At 70.4% G+C, this 17,478-nt stretch carries 16 protein-coding genes; 3 read left to right on the forward strand and 13 right to left on the reverse strand.

Annotated features, from left to right (window positions below):
• The first annotated feature begins 154 nt into the window (after positions 1-154).
• Complete coding sequence (locus OIC96_RS07055; protein ID WP_330308723.1) at positions 155-844, forward strand: GntR family transcriptional regulator; 690 nt, start codon at positions 155-157, stop codon at positions 842-844.
• 42 nt (positions 845-886) lie between these two features.
• Here OIC96_RS07055 and OIC96_RS07060 read toward each other — a convergent pair whose 3' ends face one another.
• Complete coding sequence (locus tag OIC96_RS07060) at positions 887-1,690, reverse strand: acyl-CoA dehydrogenase family protein (RefSeq protein ID WP_330308722.1); 804 nt, start codon at positions 1,688-1,690, stop codon at positions 887-889.
• A 222-nt stretch (positions 1,691-1,912) separates the two neighbouring features.
• Here OIC96_RS07060 and OIC96_RS07065 point away from each other — a divergent pair, with 222 nt between their 5' ends.
• On the forward strand, positions 1,913-2,608 hold the full coding sequence (locus OIC96_RS07065) for a GntR family transcriptional regulator (protein ID WP_330308721.1): 696 nt from the start codon (positions 1,913-1,915) through the stop codon (positions 2,606-2,608).
• 7 nt (positions 2,609-2,615) lie between these two features.
• On the opposite strand, the gene OIC96_RS07070 is transcribed toward OIC96_RS07065, so the two are convergent.
• From OIC96_RS07070 to OIC96_RS07105, 8 genes are all read right to left on the reverse strand, one after another.
• The gene (locus OIC96_RS07070; RefSeq protein ID WP_330308720.1) at positions 2,616-3,167 is read right to left on the reverse strand and encodes a beta-class carbonic anhydrase; all 552 of its coding nucleotides are present in this window, start codon (positions 3,165-3,167) and stop codon (positions 2,616-2,618) included.
• A 230-nt stretch (positions 3,168-3,397) separates the two neighbouring features.
• Entirely contained in the window at positions 3,398-5,689 is a 2,292-nt protein-coding gene (locus OIC96_RS07075) for an FdhF/YdeP family oxidoreductase (protein WP_330310360.1), read from the reverse strand.
• A 231-nt stretch (positions 5,690-5,920) separates the two neighbouring features.
• Positions 5,921-7,150: a formyl-CoA transferase gene (frc, locus tag OIC96_RS07080; protein ID WP_330308719.1), complete on the reverse strand. Its 1,230-nt coding sequence runs from the start codon at positions 7,148-7,150 to the stop codon at positions 5,921-5,923.
• Positions 7,151-7,485: 335 nt separating this feature from the next.
• Positions 7,486-8,409 carry an RNA polymerase sigma-70 factor gene (locus OIC96_RS07085; protein ID WP_330308718.1) on the reverse strand — a complete coding sequence of 308 codons (924 nt, stop codon included), beginning with the start codon at positions 8,407-8,409 and terminating at the stop codon, positions 7,486-7,488.
• Positions 8,406-8,561 carry a hypothetical protein gene (locus OIC96_RS07090; protein WP_330308717.1) on the reverse strand — a complete coding sequence of 52 codons (156 nt, stop codon included), beginning with the start codon at positions 8,559-8,561 and terminating at the stop codon, positions 8,406-8,408. Before OIC96_RS07090 ends, OIC96_RS07085 begins: the two co-directional genes overlap by 4 nt.
• Positions 8,562-8,680: 119 nt before the next feature.
• Entirely contained in the window at positions 8,681-9,064 is a 384-nt protein-coding gene (locus tag OIC96_RS07095) for a DoxX family protein (protein WP_330308716.1), read from the reverse strand.
• Between the two features lie 96 nt (positions 9,065-9,160).
• Positions 9,161-10,012: an aldo/keto reductase gene (locus OIC96_RS07100; RefSeq protein ID WP_330308715.1), complete on the reverse strand. Its 852-nt coding sequence runs from the start codon at positions 10,010-10,012 to the stop codon at positions 9,161-9,163.
• A gap of 85 nt (positions 10,013-10,097) precedes the next feature.
• On the reverse strand, positions 10,098-11,075 hold the full coding sequence (locus OIC96_RS07105) for an aldo/keto reductase (protein WP_330308714.1): 978 nt from the start codon (positions 11,073-11,075) through the stop codon (positions 10,098-10,100).
• Positions 11,076-11,233: 158 nt separating this feature from the next.
• On the opposite strand from OIC96_RS07105, the gene OIC96_RS07110 reads away from it, so the two are divergent.
• Positions 11,234-12,157: a helix-turn-helix domain-containing protein gene (locus OIC96_RS07110; RefSeq protein WP_330308713.1), complete on the forward strand. Its 924-nt coding sequence runs from the start codon at positions 11,234-11,236 to the stop codon at positions 12,155-12,157.
• 85 nt (positions 12,158-12,242) lie between these two features.
• On the opposite strand, the gene OIC96_RS07115 is transcribed toward OIC96_RS07110, so the two are convergent.
• The 4 genes from OIC96_RS07115 to OIC96_RS07130 all read right to left on the reverse strand — a co-directional run bounded on the left by OIC96_RS07115 (position 12,243) and on the right by OIC96_RS07130 (position 17,303).
• A complete protein-coding gene (locus OIC96_RS07115) occupies positions 12,243-13,664 on the reverse strand; it encodes a DEAD/DEAH box helicase (RefSeq protein WP_330308712.1) in 1,422 nt (473 codons plus the stop codon).
• A 177-nt stretch (positions 13,665-13,841) separates the two neighbouring features.
• A complete protein-coding gene (locus OIC96_RS07120; protein WP_330308711.1) occupies positions 13,842-15,212 on the reverse strand; it encodes a VWA domain-containing protein in 1,371 nt (456 codons plus the stop codon).
• Positions 15,209-16,066 carry an AAA family ATPase gene (locus tag OIC96_RS07125; RefSeq protein ID WP_330310359.1) on the reverse strand — a complete coding sequence of 286 codons (858 nt, stop codon included), beginning with the start codon at positions 16,064-16,066 and terminating at the stop codon, positions 15,209-15,211. The genes OIC96_RS07120 and OIC96_RS07125 overlap by 4 nt, the downstream gene beginning before the upstream one ends.
• A 316-nt stretch (positions 16,067-16,382) precedes the next feature.
• The gene (locus tag OIC96_RS07130) at positions 16,383-17,303 is read right to left on the reverse strand and encodes an immunity 49 family protein (RefSeq protein ID WP_330308710.1); all 921 of its coding nucleotides are present in this window, start codon (positions 17,301-17,303) and stop codon (positions 16,383-16,385) included.
• Positions 17,304-17,478 lie beyond the last annotated feature (175 nt).

A 17,478-nucleotide genomic window follows, 5' to 3' on the forward strand; every position in this document is an offset into this window, starting at 1 on the left:
CCCACCAGGGAATCGCCCCCATCGCACCGTCCAAGACACACGCCATCTTGCATACCAAAACCTGTATGCTGAGGCTGCCGTCGGCGACCCTCTCGGCGGCCACCACTTGGCAGAGCCGTCGGCCCCGCGGGCCCGGTGGCAGAACGGGGCAACCATGCGCGAGGCACTCACGGCCGCCGCGTCCCGGCGCGTCACCCGCCCGGCACCGCTGCGCCAGGCCGTGTACGACGCCCTGACCGAACTGATCGTCAGCGGCTCCCTCAAGCCCGGCCAGCACCTGGTCGAGGCCGAGCTCGCCGAACACCTCGGCGTCAGCCGCCAGCCGGTGCGCGAAGCCCTGCAACGACTGCAGACCGACGGCTGGGTCGACCTGCGCCCCGCCCAGGGCGCCTTCGTCCACTCCCCCACCGAGGAGGAGGCCGCCCAACTGCTCGGCGTCCGCTCGGTACTGGAGACGTACTCGGCCCAGCTCGCCGCCCAGAACGCGAAGCCCGAAGACGTCGAACGCCTTCAGGAGTTGCAGCGGGAAGGCGTCGACGCCCTCGCCGCGGGCGACGTCGAGCGCCTGGTCACGGCCAACACCGCCCTGCACGCCTTCATCACCGCCGTGGCCGACAACGCCGTGCTGGCCGAACTGATCTCCGGGGTGAGCCAGAAGGTCCGCTGGTACTACACGCCCATCGCCCGGCCCCGCGGCAAGGAGGCCTGGAACGAGCACACCCAGCTCATCAAGGCCATCGCCAAGGGCGACGCGGACCGCGCCGGCGAGGTCATGCGCAAGCACACCGAACGCACCACCGACTTCTACCGCAAGCAGATCGCGGCGGGCACGAGCAAGGACTGACCGCGCGGGCGACCGGGCGGGCGGGTCCCGTTCCCCACGCTCTCAGGATGACGCCAGCGAATCCGTGGGGCGGCGAGCCGGCCCGGGAAAGACGCCGGCGGTCGCGGGATGTGCGGCCTCGGTCCCGGCGGCGGCCCGCAGTTCGAGCAGCCACGGCAGCACCGTGCGCAGCACGATGTCGAGCCCGCCGCCGTCCCCTCCGAGCATCGCGTCGGCGGGAACCAGCACCGGATCGGCGAACACCGTGGACGTCGCGCTGCCGTTCGGCCCGCCCCCGCCCGGCCGGGCGGGCACGAACAGATCGGGCGCGTGCGCCGGGACCACCCAGAGCGTCAGGCCGTCCACCGCGGTGAGCGGCCGCGAGGACCAGACGTAACTGTCGGCCTCCCCCGCGGCGACCACCTCGCGTTTACGGGCGCGGAGCGCGACCACGTCACCGGAGCGGGCGGCGCGGGAGTGCGACGCCCAGTACTGGGCCTGCCCGCCCTGCTCGCCGGGGCCGCCGTCCTCCGCCAGCGCGAGACTGCTCAGATGACGTCCGGCGGCGATCTCACCGCGCAGCCAGGGGCTGCCGTACGACTCGATGACGGCGACCGCCGCGTAGTGGGACTGGAGCACGGCCGCGGTCGCCCGGCAGACACGCGCGGTCCTCGCCACCACCTCGGCGGCATCCGGCAGATCCATGCCACCGCCGCCGAATTCCGCGGAGACGGTGAGCCCCAGCAGCCCGGCGTGGCCGAGGGCCGTCACCGCGCCGCGGGGGAACTTGCCCTCTCTGCCGGTGACTTCGGCGGAGGGCGCGATGACGCCGGTCAGGACATCGGAGAGAGAGGTGCGGTACGACACGGGGTGACCCCCTCCTCGGGAGCGGCTTTCGGCAGCACGCATCGGGAGCTAGATTGCATACAGTATGCTGTCTCCCGTACGGAAGCGCCAGAGGCGAGGTGAAGGCAGTTTCCGTGACTTCGCGACACGGGCGGCACACAAATCACAGGGGCTATTGCATACTGAAATCTGTATCCCGAGCCCATTGACATGGCGTTCGCAGTCCGACGACGGGGAGGCCCCATGCCCGAAACGCCCACTGTGGCAGCCCGCGGCCCGATCAACCGGCCGGCCCCACTGCGCCAGGCCGTCTACGACACCCTGACCGAACTGATCATCAACGGCTCCCTCAAGCCCGGTCAGCACCTGGTCGAGGCCGAGCTCGCCGAACATCTCGGTGTCAGCCGCCAGCCCATCCGGGAGGCCCTGCAGCGCCTGCACACCACCGGGTGGGTCGACCTGCGCCCCGCCCAGGGCGCCTTCGTCCATTCCCCCACCGCCGAGGAGTGCGCCCAACTCCTCAGCGTCCGGGGGGTGCTGGAGACCCACTCCGCGCGGGGCGCGGCCGAACACGCCACCGCCGAGGACGTCGCCCGCCTGTGGGAGCTGCAGCAGACGGGCCTCACCGCGCTCGCGGCCGGGGACGCCCGCGCCATCGTCGAGGCCAACGCCGCGCTGCACGGTCACATCACTCATCTGTCGCGCAACGCGGTCCTCGCCGAACTGATCCCGCAGGTCGACCGGCGCGTGCGCTGGTACTACATGCCCATCGCCAAACCGCGCGGCACGGACGCGTGGAGCGAGCACGCGCAGATCATCCGGGCCGTCGCCGACGGCGACCCCGACCGCGCCGAGCACCTCATGGGCCGGCACACCCGGAACACCACCGACTTCTACTGCCGGCAGATCGCGGCGATGACGGCGGCCGAGCGCGCCTGACGACCGCTCAGGACCGCGGGTCGATCTCCCGCAGGAGCCCGGTCGACACGTCGAAGACGAAGCCGCGGACATCATCGGTGTGCGGCAGGAACGGTGACGTACGCACGCGCTGCATCGACTGCCGTACGTCCTGGTCGACGTCCCGGAAGGCTTCCACGGCCCATGCCGGCCGCTGTCCGACCTCCATCTCCAGCTCGTGCCGGAAGTCCTCGGTCAGGCTCTGCAGACCGCAGCCGGTGTGGTGGATGAGTATGACGCTGCGGGTGCCGAGGGCACGTTGACTGATCGTCAGGGAGCGGATGGTGTCGTCGGTGACGACTCCGCCCGCGTTGCGCACGGTGTGACAGTCGCCCAGCTCCAGGCCGAGCGCGGCATGCAGGTCGATCCGGGCGTCCATGCAGGCCACGACGGCGACGCGCAGAACCGGGCGGGCACCCATGCCCGGGTCGGCGAATCCGGCGGCGTACGCGCGATTGGACTCCACGAGCCGGTCGATGACCGTGCGGCTGCCGGGAACGCCGTCGGCGGGCAGGGTGAAACGGGAAGCTGACGTCGACATGCTGGGCTACCTCACTCCGGTCGAATTCGACAAGACCACGGATCGCGTCGCGGACAAGTGGGGTTGAAGACGCCCTCAGCATTCCCACGCGACGGCCACCCCCACGCCCGCGCAGGAGCCGGGCGCCCGGGAAATCAGAAGGATTTTAGTATCAATCTGTATACGGTATGGAGTAGCCAGAAGTCGAGAGGCGCGCCCGGGAGTGTCCCGGGTCGCGCCTCGGGTGTGCCTCACCCCGCGACGGCGGGTTCCAGCCGGACCACGACGCCCTTCGAGGTCGGTGTGTTGCTGATGTCGGCCACGCTGTCCAGCGGCACCAGGACGTTGGTCTCGGGGTAGTACGCCGCGGCGGAGCCGGGGGTGGTCGGATAGGCGATCACCCGGAACTTCTCCGCACGGCGTTCCACCCCGTCACGCCACACGCTCACCAGGTCCACCTCGCTGCGGTCGGCGAGCCCCAGCGCCTCCAGGTCGACGGGGTTCACGAGCACCACCCGGCGGGCGTTGTGTATGCCCCGATAGCGGTCGTTCATGGCGTACGGGACGGTGTTCCACTGGTCGTGGGAGCGCAGGGTCTGCAACAGCAGATGCCCCTCGGGAGCGTGCAGCATCTCGAAGTCGTTGCAGGTGAAGACGGCTTTGCCGCTCGGAGTGGGGAACACCCCCTCGTTCACCGGATTGGGCAGCCGGAAGCCGCCCGGCCGGTCCACCCGGGCGCTGAAGTCCTCGAAGCCCGGGACGACCCGGGAGATCCGGTCCCGGATCGTGCCGTAGTCCGCCTCGAACTTCTCCCAGGGGATGGAGGGGCTGTCGCCCAGGGTGCGCCGGGCCAGCCGCGAGATGATCGCCACCTCGCTGAGCAGGTGCGGTGAGGCCGGGTCCAGGCGGCCACGGGAGGCGTGCACCTCGCTCATCGAGTCCTCGACGGTGATGAACTGCTCGCCGCCCGCCTGGATGTCCCGGTCGCTGCGGCCCAGCGTGGGCAGGATCAGCGCGGTGTCGCCGCAGACGGTGTGGGAGCGGTTGAGCTTGGTGGAGATGTGCGCGGTGAGCCGGCACCGCCGCATCGCCCGCTCGGTGACCTCGCTGTCGGGGGTGGCCCGTACGAAGTTGCCGGCGACCCCGAGGAACACCTTGGCGTCGCCGTCGCGCATGGCCCGGATGGCGTTCACCGAGTCCAGGCCGTGCTCGGTGGGCGGGGTGAACGCGAACTCGCGCTCCAGCGCGTCCAGGAAGGCCTGCGGCATCCGTTCCCAGATGCCCATGGTCCGGTCGCCCTGCACGTTGCTGTGGCCGCGGACCGGGCAGACGCCCGCCCCGGGCCGGCCGATGTTGCCGCGCAGCATGAGGAAGTTGACGACTTCACGGATGGTGGGCACGGCGTGCTTCTGCTGCGTCAGTCCCATCGCCCAGCAGACGATGACGCTGTCGCTCCGCAGGACCCGCTCCCCCACGGCCTCGATCTCCTCCCGGGTCAGCCCGGTGGCTTCGAGGATGTCGTCCCAGGAGGCCTTGCGGGCCCGCTCGGCGAACGCGTCGAAGCCCGTCGTGTGCGCCGCGATGAACGCGTGGTCCAGCACCGCTCCCGGCCTCGCGTCCTCGGCCTCCAGCAACAGCAGGTTGAGCGCCTGGAAGAGCGCGAGGTCGCCGCCGGGCCGGATCTGCAGGAACTGGTCGGCGATGGCGGTGCCGCGGCCGACGATTCCGCGGGCCTTCTGCGGATGCTTGAAGCGGATGAGCCCGGCCTCGGGCAGCGGGTTCACGGCGACGATGTGACCGCCGTTGAGCTTGGTCTCCTCCAGGGCGGAGAGCATCCGAGGATGATTCGTCCCCGGATTCTGCCCCACCACGAGGATGAGGTCGCAGTGGTGGATGTCGTCCAGGCTCACGCTGCCCTTGCCGATCCCGAGCGTCTCCTGAAGTGCGGAGCCGCTGGACTCATGGCACATGTTGCTGCAGTCGGGCAGGTTGTTCGTACCGAAGGCCCGGGCGAAGAGCTGAAGAAGGAACGCAGCCTCGTTGTTGAGCCGGCCCGAGGTGTAGAAGAGCGCCTCGTCGGGTGAGTCGAGCCGGCGCAGTTCCCCGGCGAGCAGACCGAGCGCCTCGTCCCAGCCGACCGGCTCGTAGTGATCGGCCCCGGGCCGTTTGACCATGGGTTCGGTCAGTCGGCCCTGCTGGTTGAGCCAGTAGTCGGACTTCTCCCCCAGCTCCGAGATCGGATACGTACGGAAGAAGTCAGCCGTGACCCGGCGCGAGGTCGCCTCGTCGTTGATGTGCTTGGCGCCGTTCTCGCAGTACTCGTTCTTCGCCCGGTGCCCCGGCGCGGGCTCCGGCCAGGCGCAGCCGGGGCAGTCGAAACCCTTGGTCTGGTTGATGTTCAGCAGCGTCAGGGCCGTCCGCCGGACCGACGTCTGGCCCAGCGAGTACTGCATCGCGTGCGTCACCGCGGGCAGTCCCGTCGCCCAGGTCTTGGGCGCGGTGACTTCCAGCCGGTCGTCCGTCGGGTCTTCGATGGTGCTCATGGTCTTGGCCTGTGCCTTTCTGCCGCTGTCGCTGCCGCGCGTACGGCGGATCCAGCGCCGTGGCCGCTCGGAGATCAGCTTCGGACAGGCCATGAGAGGTAGTCAAAGAGAGAACAACTTCTACGTGATAAACGCCGCCTATCAACTGGGCACGACCTGCGACGACGTATCACCGGCCGGTGCGGCCCCGCCCGGCATCGGGGGTCGGCCACTACGGCCGGGGGCTGTCGGTCAGATCACTCCGCTCGATTTGAGGAGGCGGAGTTCCTCGTCTCCGAGGCCGAGTTCGCCGACGTAGATCTCTTCGTTGTGTTCGCCGAGGAGGGGCGAGGTGCTGATGTCGGCCGGCGAGTCGGAGAGTTTGAGGGGGTTGCCGACCGTGACGTAGGAGCCGCGTTCGGGATGCTCGACCTCGACGACGATCTCATTGGCGGCGAGGGAGGCGTCCTCGATGATCTCCTGGGTGGAGAGGATGGGTCCGCAGGGGATGTTGTGGGCGTTCAACTGCTCCAGCACCTGCCACTTGGGGAGGGTGGCGGTCCATTCCTCGATGAGCTGGAACATCTTGGTGAGCTTGGGCAGGCGGGCTTCGGGGGTGGCCCAGTCGGGGTCGTCGGCGAGTTCGGGCCGTCCGATGAGGGCGCTGATCGGTTTCCAGCCGACGGGCTGGACGATGACGTAGACGTAGTCGTTGGGCCCGCCGGGTGCGCAGCGCACGGCCCAGCCGGGCTGACCGCCGCCCGAGGCGTTGCCGGAGCGGGGAACCTCGTCGCCGAAGTCGTCGTTGGGGTACTCGGCGAGCGGGCCGTGGGCAAGGCGCTGCTGGTCGCGCAGCTTGACCCGGCAGAGGTTGAGCACGGCGTGCTGCATGGCCACGTTGACGCGCTGGCCGCGCCCGGTGTTCTCGCGCTGGAACAGTGCCGCGAGGATACCGGCGACAGCGTGGATGCCGGTGCCGGAGTCGCCGATCTGGGCCCCGGTGGCCAGCGGCGGTCCGTCGGCGAAGCCGGTGGTGGCCATGGACCCGCCCATGGCCTGCGCGACGACCTCGTACGCCTTGAAGTCGGTGTAGGGGCCCTCCCCGAATCCCTTGATGGAGGCGTAGACGATACGGGGGTTGATCTCGCGGATGCGGTCCCAGGTGAAGCCCATGCGGTCGATGGCGCCGGGCCCGAAGTTCTCGACCATGACATCCGAGCGGCGGATCAGCTCGGTGAGGATGTCCTTGCCGCGTTCGGTCTTGGTGTTGAGGGTGATGCTGCGCTTGTTGCTGTTGAGCATCGTGAAGTAGAGGGAGTCGACGCCGGGCAGGTCCCGCAGCTGCTTGCGGGTGATGTCGCCGGCCGGCGCCTCCAGCTTGATGACGTCCGCGCCGAGCCAGGCGAGGAGTTGGGTCGCCGAGGGACCGGACTGGACGTGTGTCATGTCGAGGACGCGGATACCTTCGAGAGCCTTGGTCATGATCGCCACCTCACTGTACGCCGTCGCGTGTAGATTGCATACCGTATGGAATTGCCTTCATGGTTGCGGCAGACGAGGGGGATGTCCAGAGGGCGCCGAGAAGATTTCGCCACGCCCCCGCCCCCGCTCGCCCACCTCAAGGAATCCCTGGACCGCTGCTCAGGACGGGCGGGCGCGAGTGGGGAGGAGCTGCGGGGCGGGGTGCGGTGGGGCGAACTCCCCGGGTACCTCATCCCCGGGGATGGCGAAGTGCTCCTGCCGGTGGAGGTGTTGAGCTGGTTGCAGGGGGTTCGAGGTACGGCCGGCTGTTGCGGCAATTCCGCCGGCCGTAGCGGCTATTTCGTGGGCCGGCGTGCCTGTTGTACGTCGCGGTGGACTGCCCAGGCGTCCGCTACTGGGCCCACGTGCCCGAGCTTGTCGGGGTTGATCACCGCGCGGATCGCCTGGATCTGCCCGTCGAGTACATCGAGCACCAGGGTGTGGAGCACCTTGCCGTCCCGGTCGCGGAAGATGGCGCCCGGCTGGCCGTTCACCTCGTGCGGCTCGAACGTCACGTCGATCCGGGCCAGCAGAGGGAAGACGGACGCGAGCAGCCGGGCCACGTTCTCGGCGCCGGAGACGGCCCTGGCCAACTGCGGGGCCTTGCCGCCGCCGTCGCCGACCATCGACACATCGGCGGCGAGCAGGTCCTGCAATCCGACGACGTCGCCTTCGCGGAGGGCGTCGAAGAACCGCGACGCCAGTTGCTCCCGCTCCTTGCGGTCCGCGTCGAACCGGGGCCGGCCCGCGGCCATATGGCGTCGCGCCCGCACCGCGAGCTGGCGGCAAGCCGCCTCCGAGCGCCCCACCGCCGACGCGACCTCGGGAAAGCCGAAGTCGAACACCTCCCGCAGGACGAAGACCGCGCGCTCCAGCGGGCTGAGCCGCTCCAGCAGCAACAGGGCCGCCATCGACACCGAGTCGGCCAGCTCCGCCGACCGCGCCGGATCCTCATAAGGGTCGGCGAGCAGCGGCTCGGGGAACCACGGACCGACGTACTCCTCCCGCCGGACACGGGCCGAGCGCAGTACGTCGATCGAGAGCCGGGTCACCGCGGCCGAGAGAAAAGCCTTGGTCGACCTGGGCTGTGTCGCGGAGGCCTCGAAGCGCAGCCAGGTCTCCTGGACCGCGTCCTCGGCCTCGCTCACGCTGCCCAGGATCCGGTAGGCGATCGAGAACAGCAGCGGCCGCAGCTCCTGGAACTCCTCGGTCTTGCTCATACCAGCTCCTCCTTGAAGCCCTGGCGCCACGAGGGGCGGCGCAGTTGCCGGCCGAGTCGCCGCTTGGCCACCGCCTCACCGACGGACACCGCGTCCATCCCGTACATCACCACCCCCCGCGCGCCCAGCCGCGGCACCAGGCTCCACGCCATCGCCCCTGCCTGCCTGCCACGAACACTCGCGTGCCCCTCACCCTCCATGATCGACAATCGACTCTCAACCCCCGAGACGAGACGGGGCTCGATCATCGGGAACCGTATGTTGCCGCCGGTCAGCCGGTGAAGGACTCGGGGCCGAAGCGGCCCCACGCGATGAATGCCGCAAGCGCGAGATAGATCAGGTTCAGCACCACGAACTTGAATTCGCCGAGTCGGCCGTGAGTGATCATCGCGCCGACCATCAGCAGGATCCAGCAGACGGCGGTCACCGACACCAGAACCGGTGCGATGTCGAGCGCGGCGGGCAGGACCAAGCCCAGCGCGGCCAGGAGTTCGAGGACGCCGAGGGTCTTGACGAAGCCGCCGCCGACCTCTTGGGTCCATCCCCCGCCATGGACCGCGGCCAGCTTCTCCTTGGGCACGAATGTCTTGCTGACGCCGCCGCCCAGGGCTACTGCGGCCAGCAGTCCGGCAGCGATCCACAGCGCGAGGTTCATCATCTGCTCCTTGATCGAGGATTGCCTGCACCTCGTACGACGAGACAGCGAACCCGCCTGTGACATCTTGTGGGCGCGTCGATGCGCCCCGCGGGCTCAGCTGTCCAGGCGCCGCTTGCTGAGCCAGGTGACGATCTCCGGGTCGTGGTGGTCGAAGAACAAGGACGTTCCGGTGTCCAGGGCGGCGATGGCCGCCATCTGGTCGCCGGTGAGCTCGAAGTCGAAGATGTCGATGTTCTCCGCCATCCGCTCGGCGCGGACCGACTTGGGGATCGCGACGACGCCGCGCTGGGTCAGCCAGCGCAGCACGACCTGCGCCACGGACTTGGCGTGCTTCTTTGCGATCTCGCTCAGCAGCGGGTGGGTGAACAGGCTGTTCTTGCCCTCGGCGAACCCGCCCCAGGACTGGATCTGGACCCCGTGCTCGCGCATGAGCTCCTGGTCGGCGGTGCGCTGGAAGAACGGGTGGGTCTCGATCTGGTTGACCGCGGGCGTGACGTCGTTGTTGGCGATGAGGTCGACGAGCCGGTCGGGGTAGAAGTTGGCGACGCCGATCGCCTTGACGCGGCCCGCGCGCTGGAGGTCCTCCATGGCTCGCCACTGGCCGTACACGTCGCCGTAGGGCTGATGCATCAGATACAGGTCGAGGTGGTCGAGGCCGAGCTTGTTCAGCGACGTCTCGAAGGCGCGCCGGGTGTTCTCCTGCGCGGGCGCGTCCTGGATCCACAGCTTGGTGGTGACGAACAGTTCCTCGCGCGGGACGCCGCTGTTCTTGATCGCGCGGCCGACAGCTTCCTCGTTCTGGTAGGCGGCCGCCGTGTCGAGCAGGCGATAGCCCGCCGCGAGGGCATCGGAGACGGCCTGCTCGGTCTGCTCCGGCGGGATCTGGTAGACGCCGAATCCGAGGATCGGCATCTCGACGCCGTTGTTCAGGGTGACGTTCTGCATGCGGGTGTCCTTCTGTGCGGGATGAGGCGGTGAGCGTTGGAGGAGCCGGGGAGCCGGGGTGGGAGGAGCCGGGAAGCCGGGGTGGTCAGCGTTCGAGCATCCGCAGACCCGCTTCCGTGTGGGTGGCTCCGGCCGCCGGAGGGAGGCTGGTCAGCCTGTCGAGCTGTGCGGCGGTCAGCCGGATGCCGTCGGCGGCGGTGTTCTCCTCAACCCGGTGGACGCGCTTGGTACCGGGGATGGGGGCGATGTCGTCGCCCTGAGCCAGCAGCCACGCCAGGGCCACTTGGGCCGGGGTGGCGCCGGCCTCGGCGGCGACGGCCTGCACCTCGTCGGCGAGGCGCAGGTTGCGCTGGAAGTTCTCGCCGGTGAAGCGCGGGTTGCCGTGCCGGAAGTCGCCTTGCCGGAAACCGTCGGTGGAGCGGATCGTGCCGGTGAGGAAGCCGTGTCCCAGGGGCGCGAACGGTACGAAGCCGATGCGCAGCTCGCGCAGCAGCGGCAGCACCCGCGCTTCGGGGTCGCGGGTCCACAGGGAGTACTCCGACTGCACCGCGGTCACCGGATGGACGGCGTGCGCGCGGCGAATGGTGTCGGGCCCGGCCTCGGACAGGCCGATGGCGCGGATCTTGCCCTGGGCGACCAGCTCGGCCAGCGCCCCGACGGTCTCCTCGATCGGCACCCGCGGATCCACGCGGTGCTGGTAGTACAGGTCGATGCGGTCGGTGCCGAGGCGTGTGAGCGAGCCTTCGACGGCGGTGCGGATGTTGGCCGGGCTGCTGTCCAGGGTCCACGCTCCCTCGCCCGCGTGCGAGACGAGGCCGAACTTCGTCGCCAGCACGACCTGGTCACGGCGCCCCTTCAGGGCACGGCCCAGCAGTTCCTCATTGACGTACGGACCGTAGATCTCGGCGGTGTCGATGAAGGTGACGCCCAGCTCCAGGGCGCGGTGGAGGGTACGGATGGACTCCACCTCGTCGGTCCCGGAGTCGGTGTAACCGTGGGACATCCCCATCGCACCGAGGCCGCTCCGGGAAACCTCCAGGTCACGCAGGGTGATGTAGCGCATCGGTTCTCTCCGCTCCAGTGCCTTCCGGCGGGTTCCACTCTGGCCCGGAAACCACCTTCGCGCCTTTTCCCGCTGTGTGGCAGGCCGCGCTCTTCGGGGTAATGACAGGGCCCCCCACCGCGCTGCCGAGCAGGTCAGCGCGGTGTGACACTGAATCCATGGCATCTGAGCGCACCACCACCGGCGGCGGAAGCGGCGGCCTGGAGCTCGGCCGGTTCCTGCGTGCCCGCCGCACCCAGACGACTCCGGAGCAGGTGGGTCTCACCGTCGGTGCCGGTCTGCGTCGCACCCCGGGGCTGCGCCGGGAGGAACTGGCCACCCTGGCCGGGATCAGCATCGACTACTACGTACGCCTGGAACGCGGCAAGGAGACCCGCCCCAGCCCCTCAGTCCTCGACGCCCTCGCCCGCGCCCTGCACCTCGACGACCAGGAGCACCATCATCTGCGCGAGCTGGTCGCCCGCGCCGCCCGGTACGCACCCGAGCCGCCTCCCGCACCCAGCCGCACGGTGCGCCCGCATCTGAAGCTGCTGCTGGAGTCGATGCGCCCGAACCCGGCCTACATCGTCAGCCGCAGCATGGACTTCCTCGCCTGGAACCCCGGTGGCCTCGCTCTGTACGCGGGTCTGGACGAATGGCCCGCCAAGCAACGCAACCTGGCCCGCTACCTCTTCCTCCACCCCACCGCCCGCACCCTGTTCCCCGACTGGGACATCCAGGTCCGCACCTGCGTCTCCCGGCTGCGTGCCATCGCCGGCACCGCGCCCGACGCCCCCGACCTGACCCACCTCGTCGGTGAACTGCTCCTCAAAAGCCCCGACTTCGCCAGACTCTGGGAACGCTACGACGTGACCGGCCGCAAACCCGTGCGCAAGACCTTTCACCATCCCCACGTCGGCACGATCACCCTCACCGGCCAGAGCATGGAACTGGAGGGCACCCCGGGCCGGCGCCTCGGCGTCTACGTCGCCGAACCAGGCACCCCCGACCACGACGCCCTGCTCCTGCTGGACATGACCGCGCCTCAACCGGCCTCGCGCGGGGCGGAGATGAACCCCGAGCAGTCGCGCAAGCAGCTCTGACCCCGGTCCGGCCACGCGCCGCCACCGCCATCGGCGGACAGAACGCGAGAACGGCGACAGCGGGAGTGTCAGGTGGGCGCCCCGCTCAGCGGCCGCGGCGGACCATGGCCGCCTTGCGGGCCTCGGCGAGCTTGCGGGCCTCGCCGGACTTGCGGGACTTGCCGCCCGTGCCGCCCGTGCCGCGGGAGGTGTCCTTGCTGGTGCCCAGGCCGCGGAAGGGGGCGTTGGTGTTCTTGGGCCGGGGTGCGGCGGGCCCGTCGAGCGGGGCGCCGGAGGGAGTCCTGGCCCCGGTGATCCGGCTCAGCTCCGCCTCGCCCGAGCGCACCTTGGTGACCGTCGGCTCGATGCCGGCCTCGGACATCAGCCGGCTCATCTCGCGGCGCTGGCCCGACAGCACCAGCGTGACGACGCGGCCGGACTCACCGGCCCGGGCGGTGCGGCCCGCGCGGTGCACGTAGTCCTTGGGGTCGGTGGGCGGGTCGACGTTGACCACGAGATCGAGGTCGTCGATGTGCAGGCCACGGGCCGCGACATTGGTCGCCACCAGGACGGTGATCTGGCCGTTCTTGAACTGGGCCAGGGTCCGTGTGCGCTGCGGCTGGGCCTTGCCGCTGTGCAGGGCCGCGGCGTGCACTCCGCTGGCCCGAAGATGCCGGGTGAGCTGGTCGACGGCGTGCTTGGTGTCCAGGAACAGCAGTACGCGGCCGTCGCGGGCGGCGATCTCCGTGGTGACGGCGTACCGGTCGGGGCCGTGGACGATCAGCACATGGTGGTCCATCGTCGTGACCGCGCCCGCGGACGGGTCGACCGAGTGGACGACGGGGTCGTGGAGGTAGCTGCGGACCAGGTGATCGACGTCGCGGTCCAGGGTGGCCGAGAACAACATCCGCTGGCCGTCGGGGTGCACCTGGTCGAGCACCTCGGTGACCTGCGGCAGGAAGCCCATGTCACACATCTGGTCGGCCTCGTCGAGGACGGTGATCCGTACCCGTCCCAGGCGGCAGGCCTTGCGCTCGATGAGGTCGTGCAGGCGGCCGGGGGTGGCGACGACGATCTCGGCTCCGTCGCGCAGCGCGGCGACCTGCCGGCCGATCGACATACCGCCGACGACCGTGGCCATCCGCAGCCGGAGCGCGTCGGCGTACGGTGCGAGCGCCTCGGTGACCTGCTGAGCGAGCTCCCGGGTAGGCACCAGGATCAGAGCGAGGGGCTGCTTGGGCTCCGCGCGCCGCCCGGCCGTCCGTACGAGCAGCGGCAGGCCGAAGGCGAGCGTCTTGCCCGATCCGGTGCGCCCGCGCCCCAGGAGGTCTCGGCCCGCGAGGGCGTTGGGCAGCGTGGCCGCCTGGATCGGGAAGGGCTCGCGCACGCCGAGCTCGGTGAGCGTTCGCAGCACCTCGGCCGGCAGTTCCAGGTCGGCGAAGGAGGCGACCGCGGGCAACGCCGGGGTGAGGGTCTTCGGCTGGGCGAGGTCGCCCTGCGAGGTGTCGGGGCGGTCCGGGTGATTCATGAAGAGCCTTCCGCAGGGGGAACGTACCGAGGAAGGCCCGGCAGGAATGAGCAGTCGACGAACAACGGGAACCGGACGGCAGAGCCGTCGGCCGTCACGACCGTGCAAACGTCTGACGCTACCACAAAGGGTGGCCGGCCACGGACCGCCGGCTGCCCTGGCGGGCCGGTGACCTGGTCAGACCGGCAGCAGCCGGGCGATCAGCCCGCTCAGCTGCTGGGCGTTGCGGCACTCGTACATCTCGACGAGTTCCGCGTAGGCGGGCGCGGCGGAGTCGCCCGTGCCCCATTGGGAGCGCTGCTCGGGGTTCAGCCAGTAGACGCGCCGGGCCCTTTCGGACAGGTGCCGTACGGCCGGCAGGTTCGGGTCGCTCATGTTGGTACGGGCGTCGCCGAGGATGAACACGGTGGTGCGCGGGCCCACCGCGTCGGCGTACCGCTCGTCGAAGGCGCCGAACGAGACGCCGTAGTCGCTGCTGCCGTGCCAGCCCGTGAGGGTCGCCTCGGCCCGGATGCGGGCGCTCAGTCCGTCCGCGTCGGCGGCGCCGTGCACCAGCAGCCCGGTCACCTCGTCGATCAGGTTGACGAAGGCGAACACCCGCACCTTGCTGAACTGGTCGTGCAGCGCCTGCACCAGCAGCATCGTGAAGTCGGAGAAGCCCGACACCGAGCCCGACACATCGCACAGCAGCACCAGTTCGGGCCGGACGGGGCGGCGCCGGCGGAGCACCGGTCGCATCGGCACCCCGCCCGTCGACAGCGACCCGCGCAGGGTCCGCCGCAGGTCGATGGTGCCGCGGGCGGCGCGGCGGCGGCGCGCGGCGAGCCGGGTGGCCAGCTTGCGTGCGAGCGGCTGAACCACCTTGCGCAGCTCGGCGAGTTGGTCCCGTCCGGCGAACAGGAAGTCGACCCGGTCGGCGGTCGTGGCGACCGCCCGACGCGCGATCTGGTCCCGGCCGCGCCGCTCGGCGACCCGGCGGCGCGCCTCCGTGGCGACCTGGCGCCGGAAGCCTTCGATACGCCGCCGGATCTCGTCCTCCAGCAGCCGGTCGGTGAACCCCGTGCCGTCGCCCCGCGCTCGGACGGTGTCCCGCACGCGGGCCATCAGCGTCTGCGGGCGGAGCCGGTCGAGTGTCTGGTACGACGACCAGCCGTCCGATCCGGGCGATGCCCCGTACCCGCCGAAGCCGTCCACCGCCTCGACCGCCAGCCGGGCCAGCATCGCCTGGTCGTTGGCGGCGAGCGCGGCGGCGAGCCGGTCGCGCAGATCCTCCCGGTCCGCGGGTGCTTCGGTGTCGGGTGATCCGACGCCGCGCGGAAAGAACACGTCGAAGACGGGGTCGAACACCCGTCGCTGTCCGCTGGTGTGCAGCAGCGTGGCGGCCAGCCCTTCGCGCAGCCGCTCGCGGTCCGCGAGGCCGAGCGCCTCCAACGCCTGTGCGGCGTCGACGGTTTCCCCGGTGCCGATCCGGACGCCGTGCGAGCGCAGCGCGCCGACAAGACCTGTCAGCCGCTCCGCGACACCCGTCGCCGGCGCGGGAGCGTTCACATGGCGTCCAGGTCGAGCTTGGCCGCCGCCTTGAGGATGTCGTCCTGATGCTTGAGGATCACGCCGAGGCTGTCGCGTACGACGCTCTCGTCGAGGGTGTCCGCCCCGAGCGCGAGCAGCGTGCGCGCCCAGTCGATGGTCTCGGCGACCGACGGAACCTTCCGCAGATCCATCTCGCGCAGCGCCCCGACCACCCGCACCACGGACTCGTTCAGGGTCTCGTCGAGGCCCGGCACCTTCAGCCGTACGATGCGACGCTCCAGCTCCTCGTCCGGGAACCCGATGTGGAGGAAGAGACAGCGGCGGCGCAGCGCCTCGGACAGCTCCCGGCTCGCGTTCGACGTGAGCACCACGAAGGGGCGGCTGGTCGCGGCGATCGTCCCCAGCTCGGGGACGGTGACCTGGAAGTCGCTGAGCACTTCGAGCAGCAGGCCCTCCACCTCGACGTCGGCCTTGTCGGTCTCGTCGATGAGGAGCACCTTGGGGTCGTCGCCGCGGATGGCGGTGAGCAGCGGGCGCGCCAGCAGGAACTCCTCGCTGAAGATGTCCGTGCGCGTCTCGTCCCACGACTCGTCGCGGCCCGCGGTGATGCGCAGGAGCTGCTTGGCGTGGTTCCACTCGTACAACGCCCGTGACTCGTCGACCCCTTCGTAGCACTGCAGCCGGACCAGTCGGGCTCCGGCAACCTCCGCGACGGCCTTGGCGAGTTCCGTCTTGCCGACCCCGGCGGGGCCCTCCACCAGGAGCGGCTTGCCGAGGCGGTCGGCCAGGAAGACGGTCGTGGCGACCGCGGGCGACGCCAGATAGCCGGTCTCGGCGAGGCGCGCGGCGACGTCGTCGACGGATGAGAACAGCAACAGGGCCTCCAGCTCGGCGCGGACGAGGTCGAGACTCGGGCAAGGCCGAGACTCACTATCTAAGCGCTTGTTCACCACCCCTGTCACGTGTGATGGCGCCCACGCGGCACCGGCAGCCGATCGCCCTCTCACCCACTCCGGCCCCTCGCTCCCGAGCATCGCCGGTGGCGGGGTCCGGGGTCCAAAAGGACTGGGGGCGCGACGTACTGGCCGGGGTGGTCATCGACAGCCTCGGCGGTCAGCAGGCGCAGGGTCTCCGGCCGCCGGGCCCTTGTCGGCGAACATCCGCGGGGCCGCGCCCAGGATCCCGGCGTCAGATGCCGACCCGCGGAGCGCCCTCCGGGGCACGCAGCAGGCCTTCCGGCAGATAGCCGGAGCTGAGGCGCAACTCCCACCCGTGCACTTGGACAGCCAGCGCGGCCAGAGCGATCGTGCCGACCGGCAACAGGCTCCGGGGGGCCGCATCGGCTGCCGCGCTCTCACGGTGCTGGACGAGACGACCGGCCAGGGCCCGCTCGAAGGCCGGCTGGTCGTCCTCCAGGAGTACGCGGAGAAGCCGCTGATCCGGCGTCAGCGCATCGAGGGCGTCCAGTCGCCGAGTCGCTTCCAGGCGTTCTTCGGCGTCCGGCTTGCACAGCGTCACAGAGGGCCAGTCCCGGGGCAGGTGCCCGCGTGACGGAGTCAGGTAGCCGCACAGCGCGTCCATCTCCGCGAGGCCCGCCGGATTCGGCCGCGACTCCAGCGGCGAGTACGGCACCCCGTCGCGGATCGCGGGCGCGTAGTCCTCCCGCAGCAGCAGACCCATCACCCGGTCCCGCTCCCAGACCGCGCCACTGATCAGGCACAACGCGAACGCGTCCAGCCAGGTCCCCGGGGTGGGCGCGAGGTCCACCGCGTCCCCGAACCCGAAGTCCTCACTGCTGAGCGTCTCGTCGACGAGAGGGAAGGGGACCTCGAAGTCGCCGTCGGGGAAGGCGCCGAGGCTCAGCACCCCGAGAGCGCACTCGGCCGCGGTACGCAGGACCGTGCGTGCGGAGGCGGCGCCGAGCCCGGGGTCCTCCAGGGCACGAGCGGCGACGTGGTCGAGGAGTTCGTCGCCCATCTCCTGAAGGGACTTCAGGGACAGGCGGTCGTAACGCAGCCCGTGCCAGCGGTCGAACGCCCGCCCCCAGATGTCCTCCAAGGCGTGGGAGATCCGCTGCTCGCTGACGCTGTGGCACGTCACTTCCCGCACGTTGCCGTCCTTCCTTGATCCTTCAGGCTGCCGGCGGCACGGTACCAACGGATCCGTCACCGAGTGCCTCAACCGAACGACGACTGGCTGCCCGCCTGCCTGCCAAGCGGAACCCGTGATCCGGGAGGCAGGCCGGAACGCGTGCGGGCCGAAACGCCCCCGCTGTGGGGGCGAG

This window comes from Streptomyces sp. NBC_00775 (assembly GCF_036347135.1).
Lineage (GTDB): Bacteria > Actinomycetota > Actinomycetes > Streptomycetales > Streptomycetaceae > Streptomyces > Streptomyces lutosisoli.

Excerpts from the sequence above, each read along its gene's own strand:
- OIC96_RS07085 (WP_330308718.1), bottom strand. The coding sequence starts at position 8,409 with ATGAGCAAGACCGAGGAGTTCCAGGAGCTGCGGCCGCTGCTGTTCTCG.
- OIC96_RS07115 (WP_330308712.1), bottom strand. The coding sequence starts at position 13,664 with ATGAATCACCCGGACCGCCCCGACACCTCGCAGGGCGACCTCGCCCAG.
- OIC96_RS07090 (WP_330308717.1), bottom strand. The coding sequence starts at position 8,561 with ATGGCGTGGAGCCTGGTGCCGCGGCTGGGCGCGCGGGGGGTGGTGATG.
- OIC96_RS07055 (WP_330308723.1), top strand. The coding sequence starts at position 155 with ATGCGCGAGGCACTCACGGCCGCCGCGTCCCGGCGCGTCACCCGCCCG.
- OIC96_RS07110 (WP_330308713.1), top strand. The coding sequence starts at position 11,234 with ATGGCATCTGAGCGCACCACCACCGGCGGCGGAAGCGGCGGCCTGGAG.
- frc (WP_330308719.1), bottom strand. The coding sequence starts at position 7,150 with ATGACCAAGGCTCTCGAAGGTATCCGCGTCCTCGACATGACACACGTC.
- OIC96_RS07075 (WP_330310360.1), bottom strand. The coding sequence starts at position 5,689 with ATGAGCACCATCGAAGACCCGACGGACGACCGGCTGGAAGTCACCGCG.
- OIC96_RS07105 (WP_330308714.1), bottom strand. The coding sequence starts at position 11,075 with ATGCGCTACATCACCCTGCGTGACCTGGAGGTTTCCCGGAGCGGCCTC.
- OIC96_RS07095 (WP_330308716.1), bottom strand. The coding sequence starts at position 9,064 with ATGAACCTCGCGCTGTGGATCGCTGCCGGACTGCTGGCCGCAGTAGCC.
- OIC96_RS07100 (WP_330308715.1), bottom strand. The coding sequence starts at position 10,012 with ATGCAGAACGTCACCCTGAACAACGGCGTCGAGATGCCGATCCTCGGA.
- OIC96_RS07070 (WP_330308720.1), bottom strand. The coding sequence starts at position 3,167 with ATGTCGACGTCAGCTTCCCGTTTCACCCTGCCCGCCGACGGCGTTCCC.
- OIC96_RS07065 (WP_330308721.1), top strand. The coding sequence starts at position 1,913 with ATGCCCGAAACGCCCACTGTGGCAGCCCGCGGCCCGATCAACCGGCCG.